Annotated in this window: 15 protein-coding genes; 5 read left to right on the top strand and 10 right to left on the bottom strand. The window is 70.6% G+C overall.

Annotated features, from left to right (window positions below; translation table 11 throughout):
• Positions 1 to 17: 17 nt before the first annotated feature.
• A complete protein-coding gene (gene chrA / locus ABD169_RS11965; RefSeq protein ID WP_344032520.1) occupies positions 18 to 1,298 on the top strand; it encodes a chromate efflux transporter in 1,281 nt (426 codons plus the stop codon).
• 71 nt (positions 1,299 to 1,369) lie between these two features.
• On the opposite strand, the gene ABD169_RS11960 is transcribed toward chrA, so the two are convergent.
• Complete coding sequence (locus ABD169_RS11960; RefSeq protein ID WP_156174898.1) at positions 1,370 to 1,540, bottom strand: hypothetical protein; 171 nt, start codon at positions 1,538 to 1,540, stop codon at positions 1,370 to 1,372.
• A 187-nt stretch (positions 1,541 to 1,727) separates the two neighbouring features.
• Positions 1,728 to 2,681 (bottom strand): LysR family transcriptional regulator, encoded by a 954-nt coding sequence (locus ABD169_RS11955; RefSeq protein WP_344032518.1) that lies wholly within the window; start codon positions 2,679 to 2,681, stop codon positions 1,728 to 1,730.
• A 77-nt stretch (positions 2,682 to 2,758) separates the two neighbouring features.
• On the opposite strand from ABD169_RS11955, the gene ABD169_RS11950 reads away from it, so the two are divergent.
• The 3 genes from ABD169_RS11950 to ABD169_RS11940 all read left to right on the top strand — a co-directional run bounded on the left by ABD169_RS11950 (position 2,759) and on the right by ABD169_RS11940 (position 7,832).
• Positions 2,759 to 4,552: an FAD-binding protein gene (locus ABD169_RS11950; protein ID WP_344032516.1), complete on the top strand. Its 1,794-nt coding sequence runs from the start codon at positions 2,759 to 2,761 to the stop codon at positions 4,550 to 4,552.
• Between the two features lie 75 nt (positions 4,553 to 4,627).
• Complete coding sequence (locus ABD169_RS11945) at positions 4,628 to 6,316, top strand: FAD-binding dehydrogenase (RefSeq protein WP_046454059.1); 1,689 nt, start codon at positions 4,628 to 4,630, stop codon at positions 6,314 to 6,316.
• A 91-nt stretch (positions 6,317 to 6,407) separates the two neighbouring features.
• Positions 6,408 to 7,832: a bifunctional pirin family protein/GNAT family N-acetyltransferase gene (locus tag ABD169_RS11940; RefSeq protein ID WP_344032513.1), complete on the top strand. Its 1,425-nt coding sequence runs from the start codon at positions 6,408 to 6,410 to the stop codon at positions 7,830 to 7,832.
• A 36-nt stretch (positions 7,833 to 7,868) separates the two neighbouring features.
• Here the strand turns inward: ABD169_RS11940 and ABD169_RS11935 are convergent, their stop codons facing one another.
• The 5 genes from ABD169_RS11935 to ABD169_RS11915 all read right to left on the bottom strand — a co-directional run bounded on the left by ABD169_RS11935 (position 7,869) and on the right by ABD169_RS11915 (position 12,638).
• The gene (locus tag ABD169_RS11935; RefSeq protein ID WP_344032511.1) at positions 7,869 to 8,519 is read right to left on the bottom strand and encodes an SDR family oxidoreductase; all 651 of its coding nucleotides are present in this window, start codon (positions 8,517 to 8,519) and stop codon (positions 7,869 to 7,871) included.
• Positions 8,520 to 8,593: 74 nt separating this feature from the next.
• Complete coding sequence (locus ABD169_RS11930) at positions 8,594 to 9,157, bottom strand: dihydrofolate reductase family protein (RefSeq protein WP_344032509.1); 564 nt, start codon at positions 9,155 to 9,157, stop codon at positions 8,594 to 8,596.
• A 50-nt stretch (positions 9,158 to 9,207) separates the two neighbouring features.
• The gene (locus ABD169_RS11925) at positions 9,208 to 9,813 is read right to left on the bottom strand and encodes a hypothetical protein (protein ID WP_344032507.1); all 606 of its coding nucleotides are present in this window, start codon (positions 9,811 to 9,813) and stop codon (positions 9,208 to 9,210) included.
• Positions 9,814 to 9,829: 16 nt separating this feature from the next.
• The gene (locus tag ABD169_RS11920) at positions 9,830 to 10,336 is read right to left on the bottom strand and encodes a PACE efflux transporter (protein ID WP_344032505.1); all 507 of its coding nucleotides are present in this window, start codon (positions 10,334 to 10,336) and stop codon (positions 9,830 to 9,832) included.
• Between the two features lie 223 nt (positions 10,337 to 10,559).
• Entirely contained in the window at positions 10,560 to 12,638 is a 2,079-nt protein-coding gene (locus ABD169_RS11915) for an MDR family MFS transporter (RefSeq protein ID WP_344032503.1), read from the bottom strand.
• A gap of 226 nt (positions 12,639 to 12,864) precedes the next feature.
• Here ABD169_RS11915 and ABD169_RS11910 point away from each other — a divergent pair, with 226 nt between their 5' ends.
• Positions 12,865 to 13,329, top strand: a complete 465-nt coding sequence (locus tag ABD169_RS11910) for a DUF3817 domain-containing protein (protein WP_046454063.1) — start codon at positions 12,865 to 12,867, stop codon at positions 13,327 to 13,329.
• Positions 13,330 to 13,446: 117 nt separating this feature from the next.
• On the opposite strand, the gene ABD169_RS11905 is transcribed toward ABD169_RS11910, so the two are convergent.
• The 3 genes from ABD169_RS11905 to ABD169_RS11895 form a co-directional block, all read right to left on the bottom strand.
• Complete coding sequence (locus ABD169_RS11905) at positions 13,447 to 13,773, bottom strand: hypothetical protein (RefSeq protein WP_344032501.1); 327 nt, start codon at positions 13,771 to 13,773, stop codon at positions 13,447 to 13,449.
• Positions 13,774 to 14,314: 541 nt separating this feature from the next.
• Positions 14,315 to 14,509, bottom strand: a complete 195-nt coding sequence (locus ABD169_RS11900; RefSeq protein WP_344032499.1) for a hypothetical protein — start codon at positions 14,507 to 14,509, stop codon at positions 14,315 to 14,317.
• Between the two features lie 69 nt (positions 14,510 to 14,578).
• On the bottom strand, positions 14,579 to 16,360 hold the full coding sequence (locus ABD169_RS11895) for a 2-isopropylmalate synthase (RefSeq protein WP_344032497.1): 1,782 nt from the start codon (positions 16,358 to 16,360) through the stop codon (positions 14,579 to 14,581).
• Positions 16,361 to 16,371: the final 11 nt, after the last annotated feature.

The raw sequence follows: 16,371 nt of genomic DNA, 5'->3' as shown, positions 1-16,371 counted from the left end.
CCGTGAACGCGCGGTGAATGAGCGCTGGCCGGCCGCACCGCTCGGTCGATCCGGTGCAGACTGGGTTCGTGTTCGAGGTCTTCCGCGTCTTCCTGCTCCTGGGGGTCACCTCGTTCGGCGGACCGAGCGCGCACATCGGCTACTTCCACGAGGCTTTCGTGGTGCGACGACGCTGGATCACCGAGGTGGGTTTCGGCGAACTGCTCGCCCTGTGCCAGTTCCTCCCCGGTCCGGCATCGAGCCAGCTCGGCATGGGAATCGGGCTGCACCGAGCGGGCATGCGCGGCCTCATTGCAGCCTGGATCGGCTTCACGCTGCCCTCCGCCGTGCTCATGGCCGCCTTCGCGGTCGGCGCGCCGGCCATCTCCGCGACGCTCGGCACCGGCTGGCTCCTCGGACTCGGGGCAGCTGCGGTCGCGATCATCGTCCAGGCGGTGGTCGGCATGGCCCGCACCTTCGCAGCCGGTGGCTTCGGGTTCCTCCTGGCAGCACTCACCATGCTCTGCACGGTCGCATTCCCGCATCCCCTCGCCCCGGCCATCGCGATCGCGGTCGCCGGGGCCGTCGGGGCCTGCCGCACCGAGCGCACCGGTCGACCGAACCGCGGTTCGGAGCGATCGGCATCGGACGATGCTTCGTTCCGGGCTCCCCTCAGAACAGGCACCGCGGTGACCTCGCTCGCCCTGTTCTTCGGATTGCTGTTCGCGCTGCCGGTCCTTGCGTCTCTCAGCGGCAGTGCCGCCCTCGCGGGCATCGACTCGATCTCCCGCGCCGGCGCCCTCGTCTTCGGCGGCGGCCACGCCGTGCTGCCGACGCTCCAAGCGGCGTTCGTGGACGGCGGCACCGTTTCGCCGTCGAGCTTCTTCGCCGGATACGGAGCCGCACAGGCGGTACCGGGACCGCTGTTCACCTTCGCGAGCTACCTCGGGGCGGCGGGCGCGATCCCTCCCGGCGGAGCGATCGGCGCTGCGGTCGCCACGATCGCGATCTTCCTGCCCGGGACGCTGCTCCTCGTCGGAGTGCTGCCCTTCTGGTCCCGGGTCCGCGGCTTCGCAGCGGTGCACCGCGCGCTCCGAGCCGTCACTGCGGCCGTCGTCGGCCTGCTCGCAGCGGCACTGGTCGGCGCGATCGCCGCATCCTGGTTCCCGGACGGGGCTCCGCAGGTCCCCTCGATCGCGCTCTCGATGCTCGCGCTGGCGACCATTGCGACACGTCGCGTTCCGCCCTGGGCGGTCGTACTCGGTTCAGGGCTGCTCGGTGCGGCCGCAGACGCAGTGTCCCGCGGGCTCGCCGGCTGACGATTCGCCCGACGGGCACGAACAGGTCACGGCTCCGGGCGCCGATCCCTCACCGTGGGCGGGCCGAACGCTCAGCGGCGGTGCGCTCCGCTGCTGACCTGGAAGGAACCGAGCAGCTCGTCGACACGCTTGATGTCGTTCTGCCAGGCCTCGATGGCCTCGCGATTCGGGGCGGAGGCCTGCTCCTCGGTACGGATGCGACCCCTGATCTGGTCGATTTCACCCTCGAGTCCCGTGGTCACGATTCGCTGTACGGCCAGCGGCAGGGCAGAGAAAGACGATGTACTCACCGATCCAGGCTAATGCCAAACTCGCCGGACGCCGATTCAACGTGAAGCTGCAACCAACCGCACGAGCCCGAAACCGTACTGGATCAAACGAATCCCGGGGGTTTCTCCGCCCGCGAACACCGCGACACGCGGGCCCCGCTCAGCGCCGTCCGCGCGCTTCCAGCGCGACGAACGGGGCGGCCGGCGCACCGGGAGCCGTGATCGAGACCGCCACCTCCTCGATCATTCGCCGCATCGCCCCGGCCGCGTGCGTCGGCGCCATATCGGCCCGCCGAGCCAGACTGACCGTACGCGAGAATTCCGCTCCGGCCAGCGGGATCGCGCGCAGCCCCGGGCGCTCGATCGCCACCATCGCGGGCACCACCGCGACGCCCAGGCCCCGCTCGACGAAGCGCAGCGAAGCGTCCATCTCCGCCCCCGAGACCGCGGTGACCGGCTCCAGCTCCGCCACGCGGAACGCGGCCGTCATCGACGCGTGCAGATCGTAGTTCTCGGGGAACCCCACCTGCGGCAGCGCCGCGACCTCCTCGAGCGTCGCGGTCGCTCCCCGCACCGGCGAGGGCTCCGCGGCGGACGACACCAGCACGAGCCGCTCGCTCAGCACCGCTTCGCGCTCCAGCACCGCGCGCGCCGCCCCCGAACCGACGCTCGTCACGATCAACGCGAGGTCGAGCGTCCCCTCGAGGAGCGCCTCGATCAGGCTGCGCGAGCCCCGCTCCAGAATCTCGACGTCCACCCCGGGATACCGCTCCCGGAACTCCACCAGCACCTCCACCACCAGGCTCGTGCAGAGCGTGGGCGTCGCCCCCAGCCGGATCCGGCCCCGACGCAGCCCCGCGAGCTCGGCCATCTCTCCGCGCGCCGCCTCCGCATCCGCGAGCATCCGCTTCGCGATCGGCAGCAGCCGCTCCCCCGCGGCCGTCAACGTCACGTTCCCTCGGGCCCGATGGAACAGCTCCACACCGAGATCGGACTCGAGCGTCGCGATCTGACGACTCAGCGAAGGCTGCGCCAGGTGCAGGTGCTCCGCCGCGCGCGTGAAGTGCCCCGTCAGCGCGACCTCGGCGAAACCGCGCAACTGCTCCAGATTCATGGCGATAGCCTACGCGCATCGTCATTATGAAATCTATTCATTGGAGTAATCACGCGAGCGAACCTAGCGTGAGTTCCATGAACACGACACCCGCCTCCGGCACGCGCACCGAGCGCATCCTCGCCACCTCCGTCCTCGTCATCGGCACCGGCGGAGCCGGCCTCCGCGCATCGATCGAACTCGCCGAGCGCGGCGTGCAGGTGCTCGCCGTCGGCAAGCGCCGCGCGCATGACGCGCACACCACGCTCGCAGCGGGCGGCATCAACGCCGCGCTCGGCACCATGGACCCCGAGGACAGCTGGGAGCAGCACGCCGCCGACACGCTCCGCGAGTCGTACTTCCTCGCCGACCCGGCCATCGTCGAGGTCGTCACCCGAAACGCTGCCCGCGGCATCGAGGACCTCGAGCGTTGGGGGATGCCCTTCGCGCGCGAGGCCGACGGCCGCATCAGCCAGCGCTTCTTCGGCGCGCACAAGTACCGCCGCACCGCGTACGCCGGCGACTACACCGGCCTCGAGATCCAGCGCACCCTCATGCGCCGCGCACGGGAACTGAACGTCCCCATCATCGACACCGTCTACATCACCCGGCTGCTCGTCAGCGACGGCCGCATCTTCGGCGCCTACGGCTTCGACATCGTCGACGGCTCCACCGTCGTCATCCATGCCGACGCCGTGATCCTCGCCGCGGGCGGCCACACCCGCATCTGGCGCAACACCTCCTCCCGGCGCGACGAGAACACCGGCGACTCGTTCCGTCTCGCCGCGCTCGCCGGCGGCAAGATCCGCGATGCCGAGCTCGTGCAGTTCCACCCGTCCGGCATCCTCGAGCCCGCGGACGCGGCCGGCCTGCTCGTCTCCGAGGCCGCACGCGGCGAGGGCGGGATCCTGCGCAACGCCCTCGGCGAGCGGTTCATGGAGCGCTACGACCCCGAGCGCATGGAGCTCTCGACGCGCGACCGCGTCGCGCTCGCGAGCTACACCGAGATCACCGAGGGGCGGGGCACCGAGAAGGGCGGCGTCTACCTCGACGTCTCCCACCTCCCCCGCGAGCAGATCCTCTCGAAGCTGCCCCGCGTCTACCGCAACCTCATCGACCTGCAGATGCTCGACATCACCGAGCAGCCGATCGAGATCGCCCCGACCGCGCACTACTCGATGGGCGGCGTCTGGGTGCGCCCCGAGGACCACGGCACGGGCGTCGACGGCCTCTACGCGATCGGCGAGGCGTCGAGCGGCCTCCACGGCGCGAACCGCCTCGGCGGCAACTCCCTCATCGAACTGCTCGTCTACGGCCGCATCACCGGCACCGACGCCGCCGAATACGTCTCGGGCATCACCGACGTGCACCGCGACCCCGCCGCCGTCGCCGAGGCCCGGACCGAGATGCAGCGACTGCTCGGCCAGGACCCCTCGGGCCGCACCGCTCGAGCCGCCGACGCCGACGCCGAGAGCCCGCGCCTGCTGCAGCGCGCCGTGCGCGACCTCATGACCGAGCACGCGGGCGTCGTCCGCAGCGAGGCGGGCCTGAACGCCGGCCTCGCGAAGCTGACCGAGCTCGAGGACCGCGCCTCCCGGGTCACGGCCCACCCCGACATCGCCGGCTTCGACGACCTCGCCCACGCGTTCGACCTGGCCGGTTCCCTCCTCGCCGCACGCGCCACCCTCGAGTGCGCGGTCGAGCGACGCGAGACCCGCGGCTGCCACAACCGCTCCGACTTCCCGGAGCAGAGCGAGGCGCTGCGCGGCAACTTCGTCTGGACCCCCGAGGACGGCCCGGTCTTCGAAGCGCTGCCCGAGGCCCCCGACTCGTTCCGCGAGCTCGCGTACGCCGACGCCGACGACTCGGTGCAGGGCAAGCTCGTCGAGTAGCCGCCTCCGACGAGCCGTGGGCGGTGGGCGGTCCTCGATCGCCCACCGCCCACGCTTTGCTCCTAGACTCGGGCCATGGACGCTGACGTCATCATCATCGGGGCCGGGCTCTCCGGCCTGGTCGCGGCGCGGGAGACCGCGCGGGCGGGACTGCGCACGCTCATCCTCGACCAGGAGGGCGCGCAGGACCTCGGCGGGCAGGCCTGGTGGTCGTTCGGCGGGCTCTTCCTCGTCGACTCCCCCGAGCAGCGCCGCCTCGGCGTGCGCGACTCCTTCGACCTCGCCTGGCAGGACTGGCAGGGCAGCGCGCAGTGGGACCGTCTCGCACCCGGCGATGACGGCTCCGCGCCCGAGGACGGCTGGGCGGCGAAGTGGGGACGGGCCTACGTCGAGTTCGCGGCGAGCGAGAAGCGCGATTGGATCCGCGAGGCGGGGATCGACCTCACCCCCATGGTCGGCTGGGCCGAGCGCGGCGACCTCCGCGCGGGCGGGCACGGCAATTCGGTACCCCGGTTCCATGTCTCCTGGGGCACCGGCACCGGCGTCGTGAACCCCTTCGTCGCGTCCGCGCTCGAAGCCGTGGAGCACGGGACGACCGAGATCCGCCACCGGCACCGGGTCGACCGGCTCCTCGTCGAGGACGGCACGGTCGTGGGCGTCGCCGGGACGATCCTCGCGCCGCACACGGGGGCCCGCGGCACCGAGTCCAATCGCGACCGCGTCGGAGACTTCGAGCTGCGCGCCGGGGCCGTCGTCGTGGCGAGCGGCGGCATCGGCGGCGACCACGACCTCGTGCGCCGGTACTGGCCCGAACGACTCGGCACCCCGCCGCGGGAGATGGTGACCGGAGTGCCCGCGTACGTCGACGGGCGCATGCTCGGCATCGCCGAGGAGGCCGGCGCCCGGCTCGTGAACCGCGACCGCATGTGGCACTACACGGAGGGCGTGCGCAACTGGGCCCCGGTCTGGCCCGGGCACGCGATCCGGATCCTGCCCGGCCCGTCGCCCCTCTGGCTCGACGCGCTCGGGCGGCGGCTGCCTCCCCCGGCGCTCCCCGGCCATGACACGCTCGGCACCCTGCGGATGCTCCGCACGGACCCCGCGATCGCCCCGCACGATCATTCCTGGTTCATCGTGACGAGTCGCATGGCCGCGAAGGAGTTCGCGCTGTCGGGCTCGGAGCAGAACCCCGATGTGACGAACCGCGACCGCAAGCTGCTGATCAAGACCCGGGTCGGGCGCGGCGCCCCGGGCCCCGTGCAGGCGTTCCTCGACCGCGGCCCCGACTTCGTCGTCGCCGAGACCCTGCCCGAACTGGTCGGGCTGATGAACGGCCTCACCGACGAACCGCTGCTCGATCCCGACGCCGTCGCGCGCGTGGTGCGGGAACGCGACGCCGAGATCGAGAACCGGTTCTCGAAGGACGCCCAGGTGATGAGCATCCGGAACTCGCGCAGTTACCTCGGCGACCGGCTGACCCGCACGACGGCGCCGCACCGGATCCTCGATCCCGCGGCCGGGCCGCTCGTCGGCGTGAAGCTGCACGTGCTCACCCGCAAGTCGCTCGGCGGGATCCAGACCGATCTCGGTTCGCGCGCGATCGGCGCGGACGGCTCCGTCGTGCCCGGCCTGTACGCCGTCGGCGAGGCCGCCGGCTTCGGCGGCGGCGGCGTGCACGGGTTCAACGCGCTCGAGGGAACATTTCTGGGCGGCTGCCTGTTCTCGGGAAGAGCGGCGGGTCGCGACATCGCGGCCCGGGCGTGACCGGTCCCCGCGGGATCGATCCCCGATTGACCGGGTCGAACGCAACGGACGACGGCGCGGCAGCGCGCGCAGGAACAGAACGGAGCACCGCATGAGCGACCAGGATCCCGAACCCCTGGATCGGGTCTGCACCGCCGGGCCCGCGCCCGCGGGCATCGAGGTGCTCGAGCCGCGAGCGGTCCCGCTCGGCGGCGTCCGCGCGATGACCGTGCGCCGCACGCTGCCCCAGCGGCAGCGCTCGCTGATCGGCGCCTGGTGCTTCCTCGACCACTACGGCCCCGACGCGGTCGATGCGACGGGCGGCATGAACGTGCCCGCGCATCCGCACACCGGTCTGCAGACCGCGAGCTGGCTGTTCACGGGAGAGATCGAGCACCGCGACAGTTCGGGCGCCCACGCGATGGTGCGTCCCGGCGAGCTGAATCTCATGACCGCGGGCAGCGGCATCAGCCACTCCGAACGCTCGACCCCGGACACCTCGGTGCTGCACGGGGCGCAGCTCTGGATCGCGCTCCCCGAGGCCGCCCGGCACGGCGCTCGACGGTTCGACCACTACGCCCCTCCCGTGCGCACGGGCGAGGGGTGGCGGGCGAGCGTGTTCCTCGGATCACTGCTCGGCGAGACGTCCCCCGTCCCCACGCACACGCCGCTGATCGGTGCGGAGATCACTCTCGACGCGGGTGCTTCGATCGATCTGCCGGTCGATCCCGCGCACGAGCACGGCGTGCTCGTGGATCAGGGCTCCGTGCGCTTCGCGCGCGGCGCCGCGGACGGCGGCACGGACGGAGCGGCCGTGGACCGCGCATCGGATCCGGAGCACCCGCTCGAAGCGCACGAGCTCGGGTTCTCCCCCGTCGGCGCGGCCGTCCTGCGCGTGCGCGCGGGCGACTCGGGCGCGCGGATCCTGGTGATCGGCGGCGAGCCGTTCCCCGAGCGGATCGTCATGTGGTGGAACTTCGTGGGACGCACCCACGAGGAGGTGGAGCGGGCGCGCGCCGACTGGCAGCGCACGATCGAGGGCGCTGCGCCGGACGACCCGTTCGGGCTGCCCGACGGAGAGCCGGAGCCGCCGCTCCCCGCTCCGGTGCTGCCGCTCACCCGTCTGGTTCCACGGGCTCAGCCGGGTGCGCCCGCCGGCAGCATCGTCTCGAAGGGAGCCGCAATGGTCCAGGATCCGAACACCGCGCCCGAACCGCAGCGCGCAGACGCCGAGGCGTCTGCCGAGGTCCGCGTCGTGCACCAGCCCGAGCAGCGCCGCTACGCGATCACGGTCGGCGGAGAGCTCGCCGGCTTCACCGAATACTTGCCCCGGGACGCCGGGCAGCGGCTGCTCTTCGTGCACACCGAGACGTTCCCGCAGTTCGCGGGGCAGGGTCTCGCCTCGCGTCTCGTCTCGGAGGCGCTCGCCGAGGTTCGTGCCGCGGGCAAGCGGATCGTGCCGCTGTGCCCCTACGTCGCCGCTTGGCTGCGCAAGCACCCGGAGTACGACGACTCGGTGGACTGGCCCGCTGAGTAAGGGCGGTCGCCGAGCGCTCAGCCGGAACGGACCCCGCTATTCGGCCGCGCCGAGCGCTTCCGCGATCGGCGTCTGCCCGGTGTTGAAGCGGATCGTCCTGCGCACCGTGGAGGGGTCGGCGAGGGTCGCCGCGATCACGGCGGCGACGTCGGCGCGGGAGACCTCGCCGGACTCGGTGGCGCGGGCGTCGATGCGCCCGGTCGCTTCGCCGAGCGTGAGCGCGCTGGGGCCGAGGACCGTCCAGTCGAGAGCCGACGCGCGCAGGTGCTCGTCGGCCGCGGCTTTGGCTTCCGCGTAGTGGAAGAAGGAGTTCTCGGGTGGGACGCCGTGCTCGGGCGAGGACCGGAAGTACGACACCATGACGTAGCGGGGAACGCCCGCGAGCTGCGCCGCCTCCATCGAACGGATCGCCGCGTCACGATCGACCGCCAGCGTGCGCCGGGGATCGCCCCCGCCCGCACCGGCCGACCACACGACGGCGTCGTGGCCCACGAGGATCTCGGCGATGCCGTGCGCATCGAGCTGTTCCACGTCGGCGACGTGCGGGATCGCCCCCGTCGCCGCGACCTCCGCGGCGTGCTGCGGGTTGCGGATCACCGCGGTGACCGTATCGCCGCGCACGGTCAGCAGGGGCGCCGCGAGCAGCGCGATCTTGCCGTGTCCTCCGAAAATCACGATGCGTGCCATGCCCTCACCCTACGCTCGCCGCGCGGGACTGGGAACCGGAATGCGCACGCTCACGGCGAACCCGCCGAGAGCGGTCAGCCCGTGACCGGCCGCACGTCGTAGACGAGCCGGGCGAACTGGCCGACCGCGTGCGCCGTGCGCAGGTGCAGCCGGTCGGCGTCGAGGCGCCGCGGCAGCAGCGGTGCGCCGCCGTCGAGCGCGACCGGCGCGACCGAGAGCGCGATCTCGTCGAGTGCGCCGGCGTCGAGGAACTGACCGGCCAACTCGCCGCCGCCCACCACCCAGATGTCGCCCTCGCCCGCGGCCGCACGGATCTGGGGCAGCGCCGCCGAGACGTCGCCCGAGAGGAAGCGCACATCGGCGCCCGCGGGCATCGGGAGCTCGCGCGAGGTGAACACGAAGGTGACCTTGTCGCCGTAGAGCTCCGCCCAGCGTTCGGGCTGTTCGAGCAGCCGTTCGTGCTCGAGCACCCACTCGTAGGTGGTCGATCCCTCGACGAGCACCCGGGCGCCGGCGGGCCAGAGCCCGTCGGCGGGCGCGTCGCCGTTCTCGACCGTGAAGAGCCAGTCGAGCGAGTTGTCGCGGTCCGCGATCCAGCCGTTGAGTGCGGTCGCCGTGTCGAAGATGATTCGTCCCATGAGCGCAGGGTATGCGGGGCCACCGACATTCACCCGGCCGAAGCAGCGCGTCACCGGCGCCGCGGACGCCACTCCGTGACGCGAACCCCGCGCCGCACCGCGGTTCCGCCGACGAGCCCCGCGTTCCGCAGGCGTTCGACGAGCAGCCCAGGCAGCTCGTCGATGAACGGTTCGACGCTGTTGTGCCGATAGTGCTGACCGATCGTCCAGCGCCGAGTCCCCGCGGCGGTCGCGATACGGATCCGCGTCGGTGCGCCGTCATGGACGATGAGCAGCCGGTGCAGCTCCCGGTACGGGATCGCGGTCGTGCCGCCGGACCTGCCATCGTCCTCGGTCCCGACGCGCACGGCGTCGGGACCGAGGACGAACTCGAGGACGCGCCTCCGGGTCCGCAGCGTCGCCAGGTAGATCACGATGCCGATCGACGCCCCGATGAACACGGCGGTTCCGAACGCCCCCCAGTCCCCTCCGGAGAGCCCGATCACGAGCGCGAGCAGCAGCGCCGCGAGCAGCAGCGCCGCGAGGATCACGCCGCCCCAGACCGCGAGACGGCGTGGAGCGAGGAGCGCCCCGAGGTCCACCGCGATGATCCGCAGCACGAAATCGTCTCCGCGGTCCGTCCAGGGCGCGGGCAGCTCGGACGGGGTCGGCGTCACGCCGACCCATCGTAGTTCACGCGGCCTCGCCGCCGAGCGCAGAGGCGGGCAGACCGAAGACGCGGTCGAACACCCAGGCGTAGACGACCGTGAACACGAGGAAGAAGACCAGCATGCTGGCCTCGATCACGACGGCCTCGAGCAGGGTCACGCCCAGAACGATCGTCACGATGGGCACCGTGAACAGCAGCGCACCGCCCTCGTAACCGATCGCGTGGATCGCGCGGGCGGCCGGTCCGCGCCCTTCGGCCCCGATGCGGCGCTCGAGGTTCTCGAAGATCGTGTTCCAGATGTAGTTCCACACGGTCGCCGTGGTCGACAACAGGATCGCGGTGAACGTGGACTGCCCGCCGCCGTGGCCGAGCAGACTGTTCAGCACGAGCACCGTGCAGAGCACGCTGAGCCCCTCGTAGCCCGCGACGTAGACGAAGCGGCGCAGCCGAGGACGTCGCTGGAAGAAGCGCAGCTGGTGGGTGGGACGGGTCGACGCCGGGGCGTCGGAGATGTGGCCGGTCGCGGTCACGGGTATCACTCCAAATGATTGCCGGCCCGCTGAGAAGTCGCTTCGGACCCGCCTCGTTGCACGCGGTTACGCCAGCCATTTGAGCATATCGCAACTGATCCGGTTGTCAAACGAGAGATTCGCAACCCATATCGAAGGTCATGCGCCGAACACCGCACCCCGGACGCACCGAGGGGCAGCGGATCCGCGATCCACTGCCCCTCGGTGCGAGCCGGAGCCGCGCTCAGGCGCTCTGCACCCGAATGGTCCCGGTCTCGGTCCTGCCCGCGGCGTCCGCCTGCTCCTGCAGCGCGGAGGTGCGCCGCAGCGGCGGGGCCTTGAAGAACCAGCTGAGCACGAAGGCCAGCAGCAGCACTCCGAAGCCGATCCAGTAGATCACGACGATGGCCTCGGTGAAGCCCACCATGAAGGGCTTGCTCAGCCGCGAGTCGGCGCCGTTGAGGAACGAGGTGTCGCTCGTCGAGGCGCTGGACCCGTTCGACCCGCCCGAGGCCTTCTTGTCGATCTCCTTCGAGAGGGTCTTCGAGAGCTGCCCGCTCCAGTAGTCGCGCTGCGAGGCGTTGCTCCAGTCGACCGACACCTTGCCGTCGACCACGCTGGCGTGCGCCTTGTCGGCGACCGCCTGCAGCGCCTGCTCCTCTGCGGCCGGGGTGGCCGCTGCGACCTGCTGGTCGATGACCGCCTGCGCGGCCTCCGCGGGGATCGCTCCGGCGGAGACGCCCTGCTGCACCTTCTCGGTGACCGCCTTCGTCACGGCCTCGCCCGCGGCGGCCTTCGCCTTCGCGGAGCCGTCATCGAGCTGCGCCTGCACGTTCTTCTTGACCGGGTCGACGATCGGGTTCCACATCTGGTCCATGATCGCCCGGTTCGCCGGGGCGCTCGCCACCGTGGGGTTCAGGGCGGCATTGAGCCCGGCGTCGAGCGTGTGCCGATCGGCGGTCGCGTGCTGGATGTTGGTCGGCAGCAGCGTGAACAGCACCGACAGCATGATCGCGGTGCCGAGCGTGCCGCCGATCTGGCGGAAGAAGGTCGCGGCACTGGTCGCGACGCCCATGTCGGGCGCCTCCACCGCGTTCTGGCTCGCCATGGTCAGCGACTGCATGAGCTGGCCGAGGCCGAGGCCGACCACGAACATGCCCGCCATGAGGTACCAGACCGGAGTCGTGTCGGTGACGAACGCGAGCACCAGGAAGCCCGCCGCGGTGACGATCGTGCCGGTGCGCGGGAAGAAACCGTACTGCCCGGTGCGCGCCGTGATCTGGCCGGCGGCCATCGAGGAGATCATGAGGCCCAGCACCATCGGCAGCATCGCGAGGCCCGACTCGGTCGGGTTCAGCCCGATGACGATCTGCATGTAGAGCGGGATCGTCATCATGGCGCCGAACATGCCGAAGCCGACGAGCACGCCGATGACGGTCGCCATCGAGAACGGGTTCGAGCGGAACAGGCGCATCGGGATGATCGCGTCGTTCTTCATCGCGATCTCGATGAGAACGAAGGCGATCGCACCGACGCCGCCGATCACGTAGCAGGCGATCGCACCCGCGGATGCCCAACCCCACTCGCGTCCCTGCTCGGCGACGAGCAGCAGTGGCACGAGCGCGACGATGACCGCGGTCGCACCCCACCAGTCGATCCGCGGATTCTCGTGCTTCGCGACCTTGGGCAGGTGCAGGAAGGCGATGACCATCGCGAGCGCGATGATGCCGATCGGCAGGTTGATGAGGAACACCCAGCGCCAACCGGCGATCCAGAGGATCTGGTCGGCACCCGCGAAGAGGCCGCCGACCAGCGGGCCGATGAGCGAGGAGACGCCGAACACGGCGAAGAAGTAGCCCTGGTACTTGGCGCGCTCGCGCGGAGCCAGGATGTCGGCCATGATCGCGAGCGGCAGCGACATGAGCGCGCCCGCCCCGATGCCCTGGAAGGCGCGGAACCCGGCGAGCATGATCATCGAGGTCGAGAACGTCGACAGCACCGAGCCGAGGATGAACACCGAGATGCCGAAGATGAAGAGCGGTCGGCGTCCGAAGATGTCGGAGAGCTTGCCGTAGATCGGCACGGAGATGGTCGAGGTGATCAGGTAGGCCGTGGTCACCCAGGCCTGCTGATCGAGCCCGTGCAGGTCGTCGCCGATGGTGCGGATGGCCGTACCGACGATGGTCTGGTCGAGCGACGACAGGAACATGCCGGCCATGAGGCCGTAGATGACGAACAGGATCTGCCGGTGCGACATGATCGGCTTCGGCGCATCGGCCGCGCCGGCCTGAGCGGCCGGTGCCTGCGCTGAGGTTTCTGACATTGCCAGTCCTTCTGATGGGGGTGCGGAAACGGTCGACGCCCGGCACCGCTGGCGCGGGACGGGCGCCGACACTGGCGTGCAATTGCTTGCGAGCGATCAATAGTGACACCGCAGTAAATGGTTGTCAAGTGTCAATCAATCGCGTGTCGAGCTTCCCAGCGGTTCGTGAGGATCGGACGGCTCGGCGGGATAGCGTGGGGGTACTGCCGAGACTCGAGGAGCCCCGTTGTTCACCGCACCAGCCCGCCTGTTCCGCTCGCTCGCGATCGCCGAGGCGATCACCTGGACCCTGCTGATCGGGGCGCTGATCGCCCGGGCCTCGGGCGTCGACCCGGTGGTGGTGACGATCGCCGGCGGCATCCACGGCTTCATCTTCCTGTCCTACGGCGCGATGGCGATCCTCGTCGCGATCCATCAGCGATGGAACCCGGGCGTCGCGATCCTCGCGATCGCGAGCGCGGTGATCCCCTACGCGACGATCCCCGCGGAGATCTGGCTGCACCGTTCGGGCCGCCTCGCCGGCTCCTGGCGCCTGGAGCAGACCGACGACCCTCGGGACGCTCGCTGGTACGACCGCCTCATGCGCTGGTTCCTGCACCGCCCGTGGGTGCTCGCGGCGCTGATCCTGCTCGCGATCGTCGCCCTCTACGCGATCCTCCTCACCGCCGGCCCGCCCGGTGGATCGCACTGAGGCTGACGCGCACCGCGCGGGAACGGCGAAGGCCCGCTCGAGAACCCCATGGTTCCCGAGCGGGCCTTCGCCGTTCCCGGTGACGATCCCCGGCGCCGCGCCGTCGGACCGTTCGGATCAGAAGAGGCGCAGGCTCGGTGCGTAGCCGACGCGGAGCGTTTCGTGCTCGGCGCGCGCTCGCTGCGCGGCGAGCTGCGCTTCCCGGAGCTCGAGCGCCCGGAGCCGGGCGGACTCGGTGCCCGAACAGGCCTCCGGTGTCGCGACGCCCCGCCGAGGCAGGGCGCGATCGGGTTCGACCGCTCGCACAGCCGGCAGCGGCTCAGCGGGTCGATCGGTGGTGAGGAGAGTGGAATTCACGATCGTGACTTTCTTTCGAAGAATGCGTGGAATATTTGAAATTTGGCGCGACGAATAGACCCTTTTCGGGTCGGCGAAATCGCGCAACAGCGAATTCGCCGGATCGGATCATCGATTCGAGATTCGATCCGGGGACCCGGCGAGCCGGGTCAGGGCCCCGGCGCGGACGCCCCGATCGAGCGGGGCGCCCGCGCGGTCAGCGGGAGCTCACCGACGTCCGATCCGATGCCGCCCCTCGCTCCGCACGAAATCGCAGGAGGAGTCAGGCGAGTGCCGGAAGGCCCGGGATCACGGAACCCGACGGTTCACAGCCGATCTCGGTGACGAGTCGTCTCGCGGCCCCGAAAGCGGAGCGACGGTCGACCTAATCTGCCGTGCGGCAGAAGGAGCCACGGGGAGCGACGGAGCCGAAGGAGTTCCCGACAAATGGAACTTTGATATCAAACTTAGGCATCTTACGCACCTCCCTCTCGTGACTTGATTCATACAGACACTATTGAACGACCGCGCCGCCTGTCAAGCGATTCGAGCAAAAAGAATAGCGGCGGGTGAAATCCTCGGGACGACCCGAGAACGCAGAACACCCCCGCTCCCGAAAACGGGAGCGGGGGTGTTCGCACGATCGGGCTCAGTCGCGGAGCTGATCCTTGGCCTCGTTGCGGGCCTTCACCGAGTCGCGTTCGGCCTCCGCCTTCTTGACCTCGGCCTCGGCCTGCAACTCCTCGGCCTTGTCCTTCACCTTGTCGACGGTGTCCTCCACTGCGCGGCCGGCCTGCTTGGCCGCCTGGCCGATGGTCTCCTTGGCGTCATCGAGAATGCCCATGCTCGCCCCTCTCTGTCGGTGTTCGGACTTCCAGCCCAGCAGACGAAGCTACACGTCCGGTGAGTGCGTTCAGGATCCGGAGCCGATCGCGTTCGCCGCCGCGACCACCGCCGCGAGGCTCGCGGAGAGGACCGATTCCGCCCGCCCGCCGGCCCAGCCGGTCTCTCCGGCATGCCGGTACTCGATGAGCGTGAGCGCCTCGCTGTCGCTCCCCGAACGCACGCTGGCCTGGTGCAGTTCCAGCACTTCCAGGGCGGTTCCCCGCTCGGCGAGCGCCGACACGAGTGCCTCGACCGGGCCCTCGGCGGTCCGCTCGTGCACGGAGCGGGCCTCCCCCACGCGGATCGACATCCGTGCTCGCGCCGCTCCCGCGGCCTCCGCGACCTCGTACTCCTCCAGTTCGACCCTCCGGCCCGCCGCCTCCGCACCGAGATAGACCCGCTGGAAGATCCGGTGGACCTCGGCCGCGGTCACCTCGGTGCCGGTCGCATCGGCGTGCAGCTGCACATGCCGCGCCAGGTCGATCTGCATCCGGCGCGGCAGCTCGATCCCGTACTCAGACTCGAGCAGGTGGGCGATCCCGCCCTTGCCGGACTGCGAATTGACCCGGATGACCGCGTCGTAGTTGCGCCCGATGTCGGCCGGGTCGATCGGCAGGTAGGGCACCCGCCACGCGATCTCGCGCTCGGACCGCCCTTCCGCCGCGGCCCGGGATCGGTGCTCCGCGAACCCCTTCCGGATCGCGTCCTGGTGGGTCCCGCTGAACGCCGTGTGCACCAGATCCCCGACGTAGGGGTGCCGCGGATGCACCTCGATCCGATTGCAGTACTCCACCGTGCGCCTGATCTCGTCGATGTCCGAGAAGTCGATCATCGGATCCACACCCTGCGCGTGGAGGTTCAGCGCGAGGGTCGCGATGTCGACGTTGCCCGTGCGCTCGCCGTTCCCGAAGATGCACCCCTCGACGCGCTGCGCCCCGGCGAGCACCGCGAGCTCGGCGCAGGCGATGCCCGTGCCGCGATCGTTGTGCGGGTGCACCGACAGGATCACACCCTCCCGGCGCGCGAGGTGGCGGTGCATGTACTCGATCTGGTCCGCGTACACGTTCGGCGATGCGATCTCGACCGTGGCCGGCAGGTTCAGGATCACGGGCCGCTCGGGGGTCGCGTCCCACAGCTCGGTCACCGCGTCGCAGATCTCGAGCACGTAGTCGGGTTCGGTGAGATTGAACACCTCGGGCGAGAACTGGAACCGCACGTTCGGCAGCTCCCCCGCGAGCTCCAGCAGATCACGAGCGCCGTCGAGGATCATGCGCTTCAGCTCCGCGCGCCCCTTCCGCAGCACGGACTCCCGCCAGGTCGGCGCCGTCGCCGCGTACATGTGGATCACGATCGGGTTCGAGATCCCGCGGATCGACTCGACGGTGCGCTCGATGAGGTCGCGCCTCGCCGGCGTGAACACCACGACGGTCACATCGGCCGGCGCGATCCCCGCATCGGCGATCAGTCGCACGAAGTCGAAGTCCGTCTGGGACGCCGAGGGGTAGCCGACCTCGATCTCGGTGTACCCCATCGCCACCATCAGCTCGAAGAATCGGCGCTTGCGCTCCGGATCCATGGGCTCGGCGAGCGCCTGGTTCCCGTCGCGCAGATCCACCGGCACCCACAGGGGCGCGCGGGTGAGTCGACGGCGCGGCCACTCGCGCTCGAGCTCGGGGACCTCGACCCTGGCGTAGGCGTCGCGGTAACGGTGCGAGGGCATCTGGGAGCGGCGCTGCCGATTCCAGGGCGGCGCATCGGCGGGTACGGGACCGGCGGGCGTATCGATGCGGTTGAATGTTGACGTGGACATGGCGTCTGGGC

The organism is Leucobacter iarius (genome assembly GCF_039530105.1).
GTDB classification, from domain to species: domain Bacteria; phylum Actinomycetota; class Actinomycetes; order Actinomycetales; family Microbacteriaceae; genus Leucobacter; species Leucobacter iarius.
The sequence above is the reverse complement of the archived record's forward strand: the minus strand, read 5'-3'. Positions and strand labels throughout refer to the sequence as shown.

Bases quoted from the DNA above. Each gene is read 5' to 3' on its own strand.
- chrA (WP_344032520.1), top strand. From the start codon at position 18: ATGAGCGCTGGCCGGCCGCACCGCTCGGTCGATCCGGTGCAGACTGGG.
- ABD169_RS11955 (WP_344032518.1), bottom strand. From the start codon at position 2,681: ATGAATCTGGAGCAGTTGCGCGGTTTCGCCGAGGTCGCGCTGACGGGG.
- ABD169_RS11950 (WP_344032516.1), top strand. From the start codon at position 2,759: ATGAACACGACACCCGCCTCCGGCACGCGCACCGAGCGCATCCTCGCC.
- ABD169_RS11945 (WP_046454059.1), top strand. From the start codon at position 4,628: ATGGACGCTGACGTCATCATCATCGGGGCCGGGCTCTCCGGCCTGGTC.
- ABD169_RS11940 (WP_344032513.1), top strand. From the start codon at position 6,408: ATGAGCGACCAGGATCCCGAACCCCTGGATCGGGTCTGCACCGCCGGG.
- ABD169_RS11935 (WP_344032511.1), bottom strand. From the start codon at position 8,519: ATGGCACGCATCGTGATTTTCGGAGGACACGGCAAGATCGCGCTGCTC.
- ABD169_RS11930 (WP_344032509.1), bottom strand. From the start codon at position 9,157: ATGGGACGAATCATCTTCGACACGGCGACCGCACTCAACGGCTGGATC.
- ABD169_RS11915 (WP_344032503.1), bottom strand. From the start codon at position 12,638: ATGTCAGAAACCTCAGCGCAGGCACCGGCCGCTCAGGCCGGCGCGGCC.
- ABD169_RS11900 (WP_344032499.1), bottom strand. From the start codon at position 14,509: ATGGGCATTCTCGATGACGCCAAGGAGACCATCGGCCAGGCGGCCAAG.
- ABD169_RS11895 (WP_344032497.1), bottom strand. From the start codon at position 16,360: ATGTCCACGTCAACATTCAACCGCATCGATACGCCCGCCGGTCCCGTA.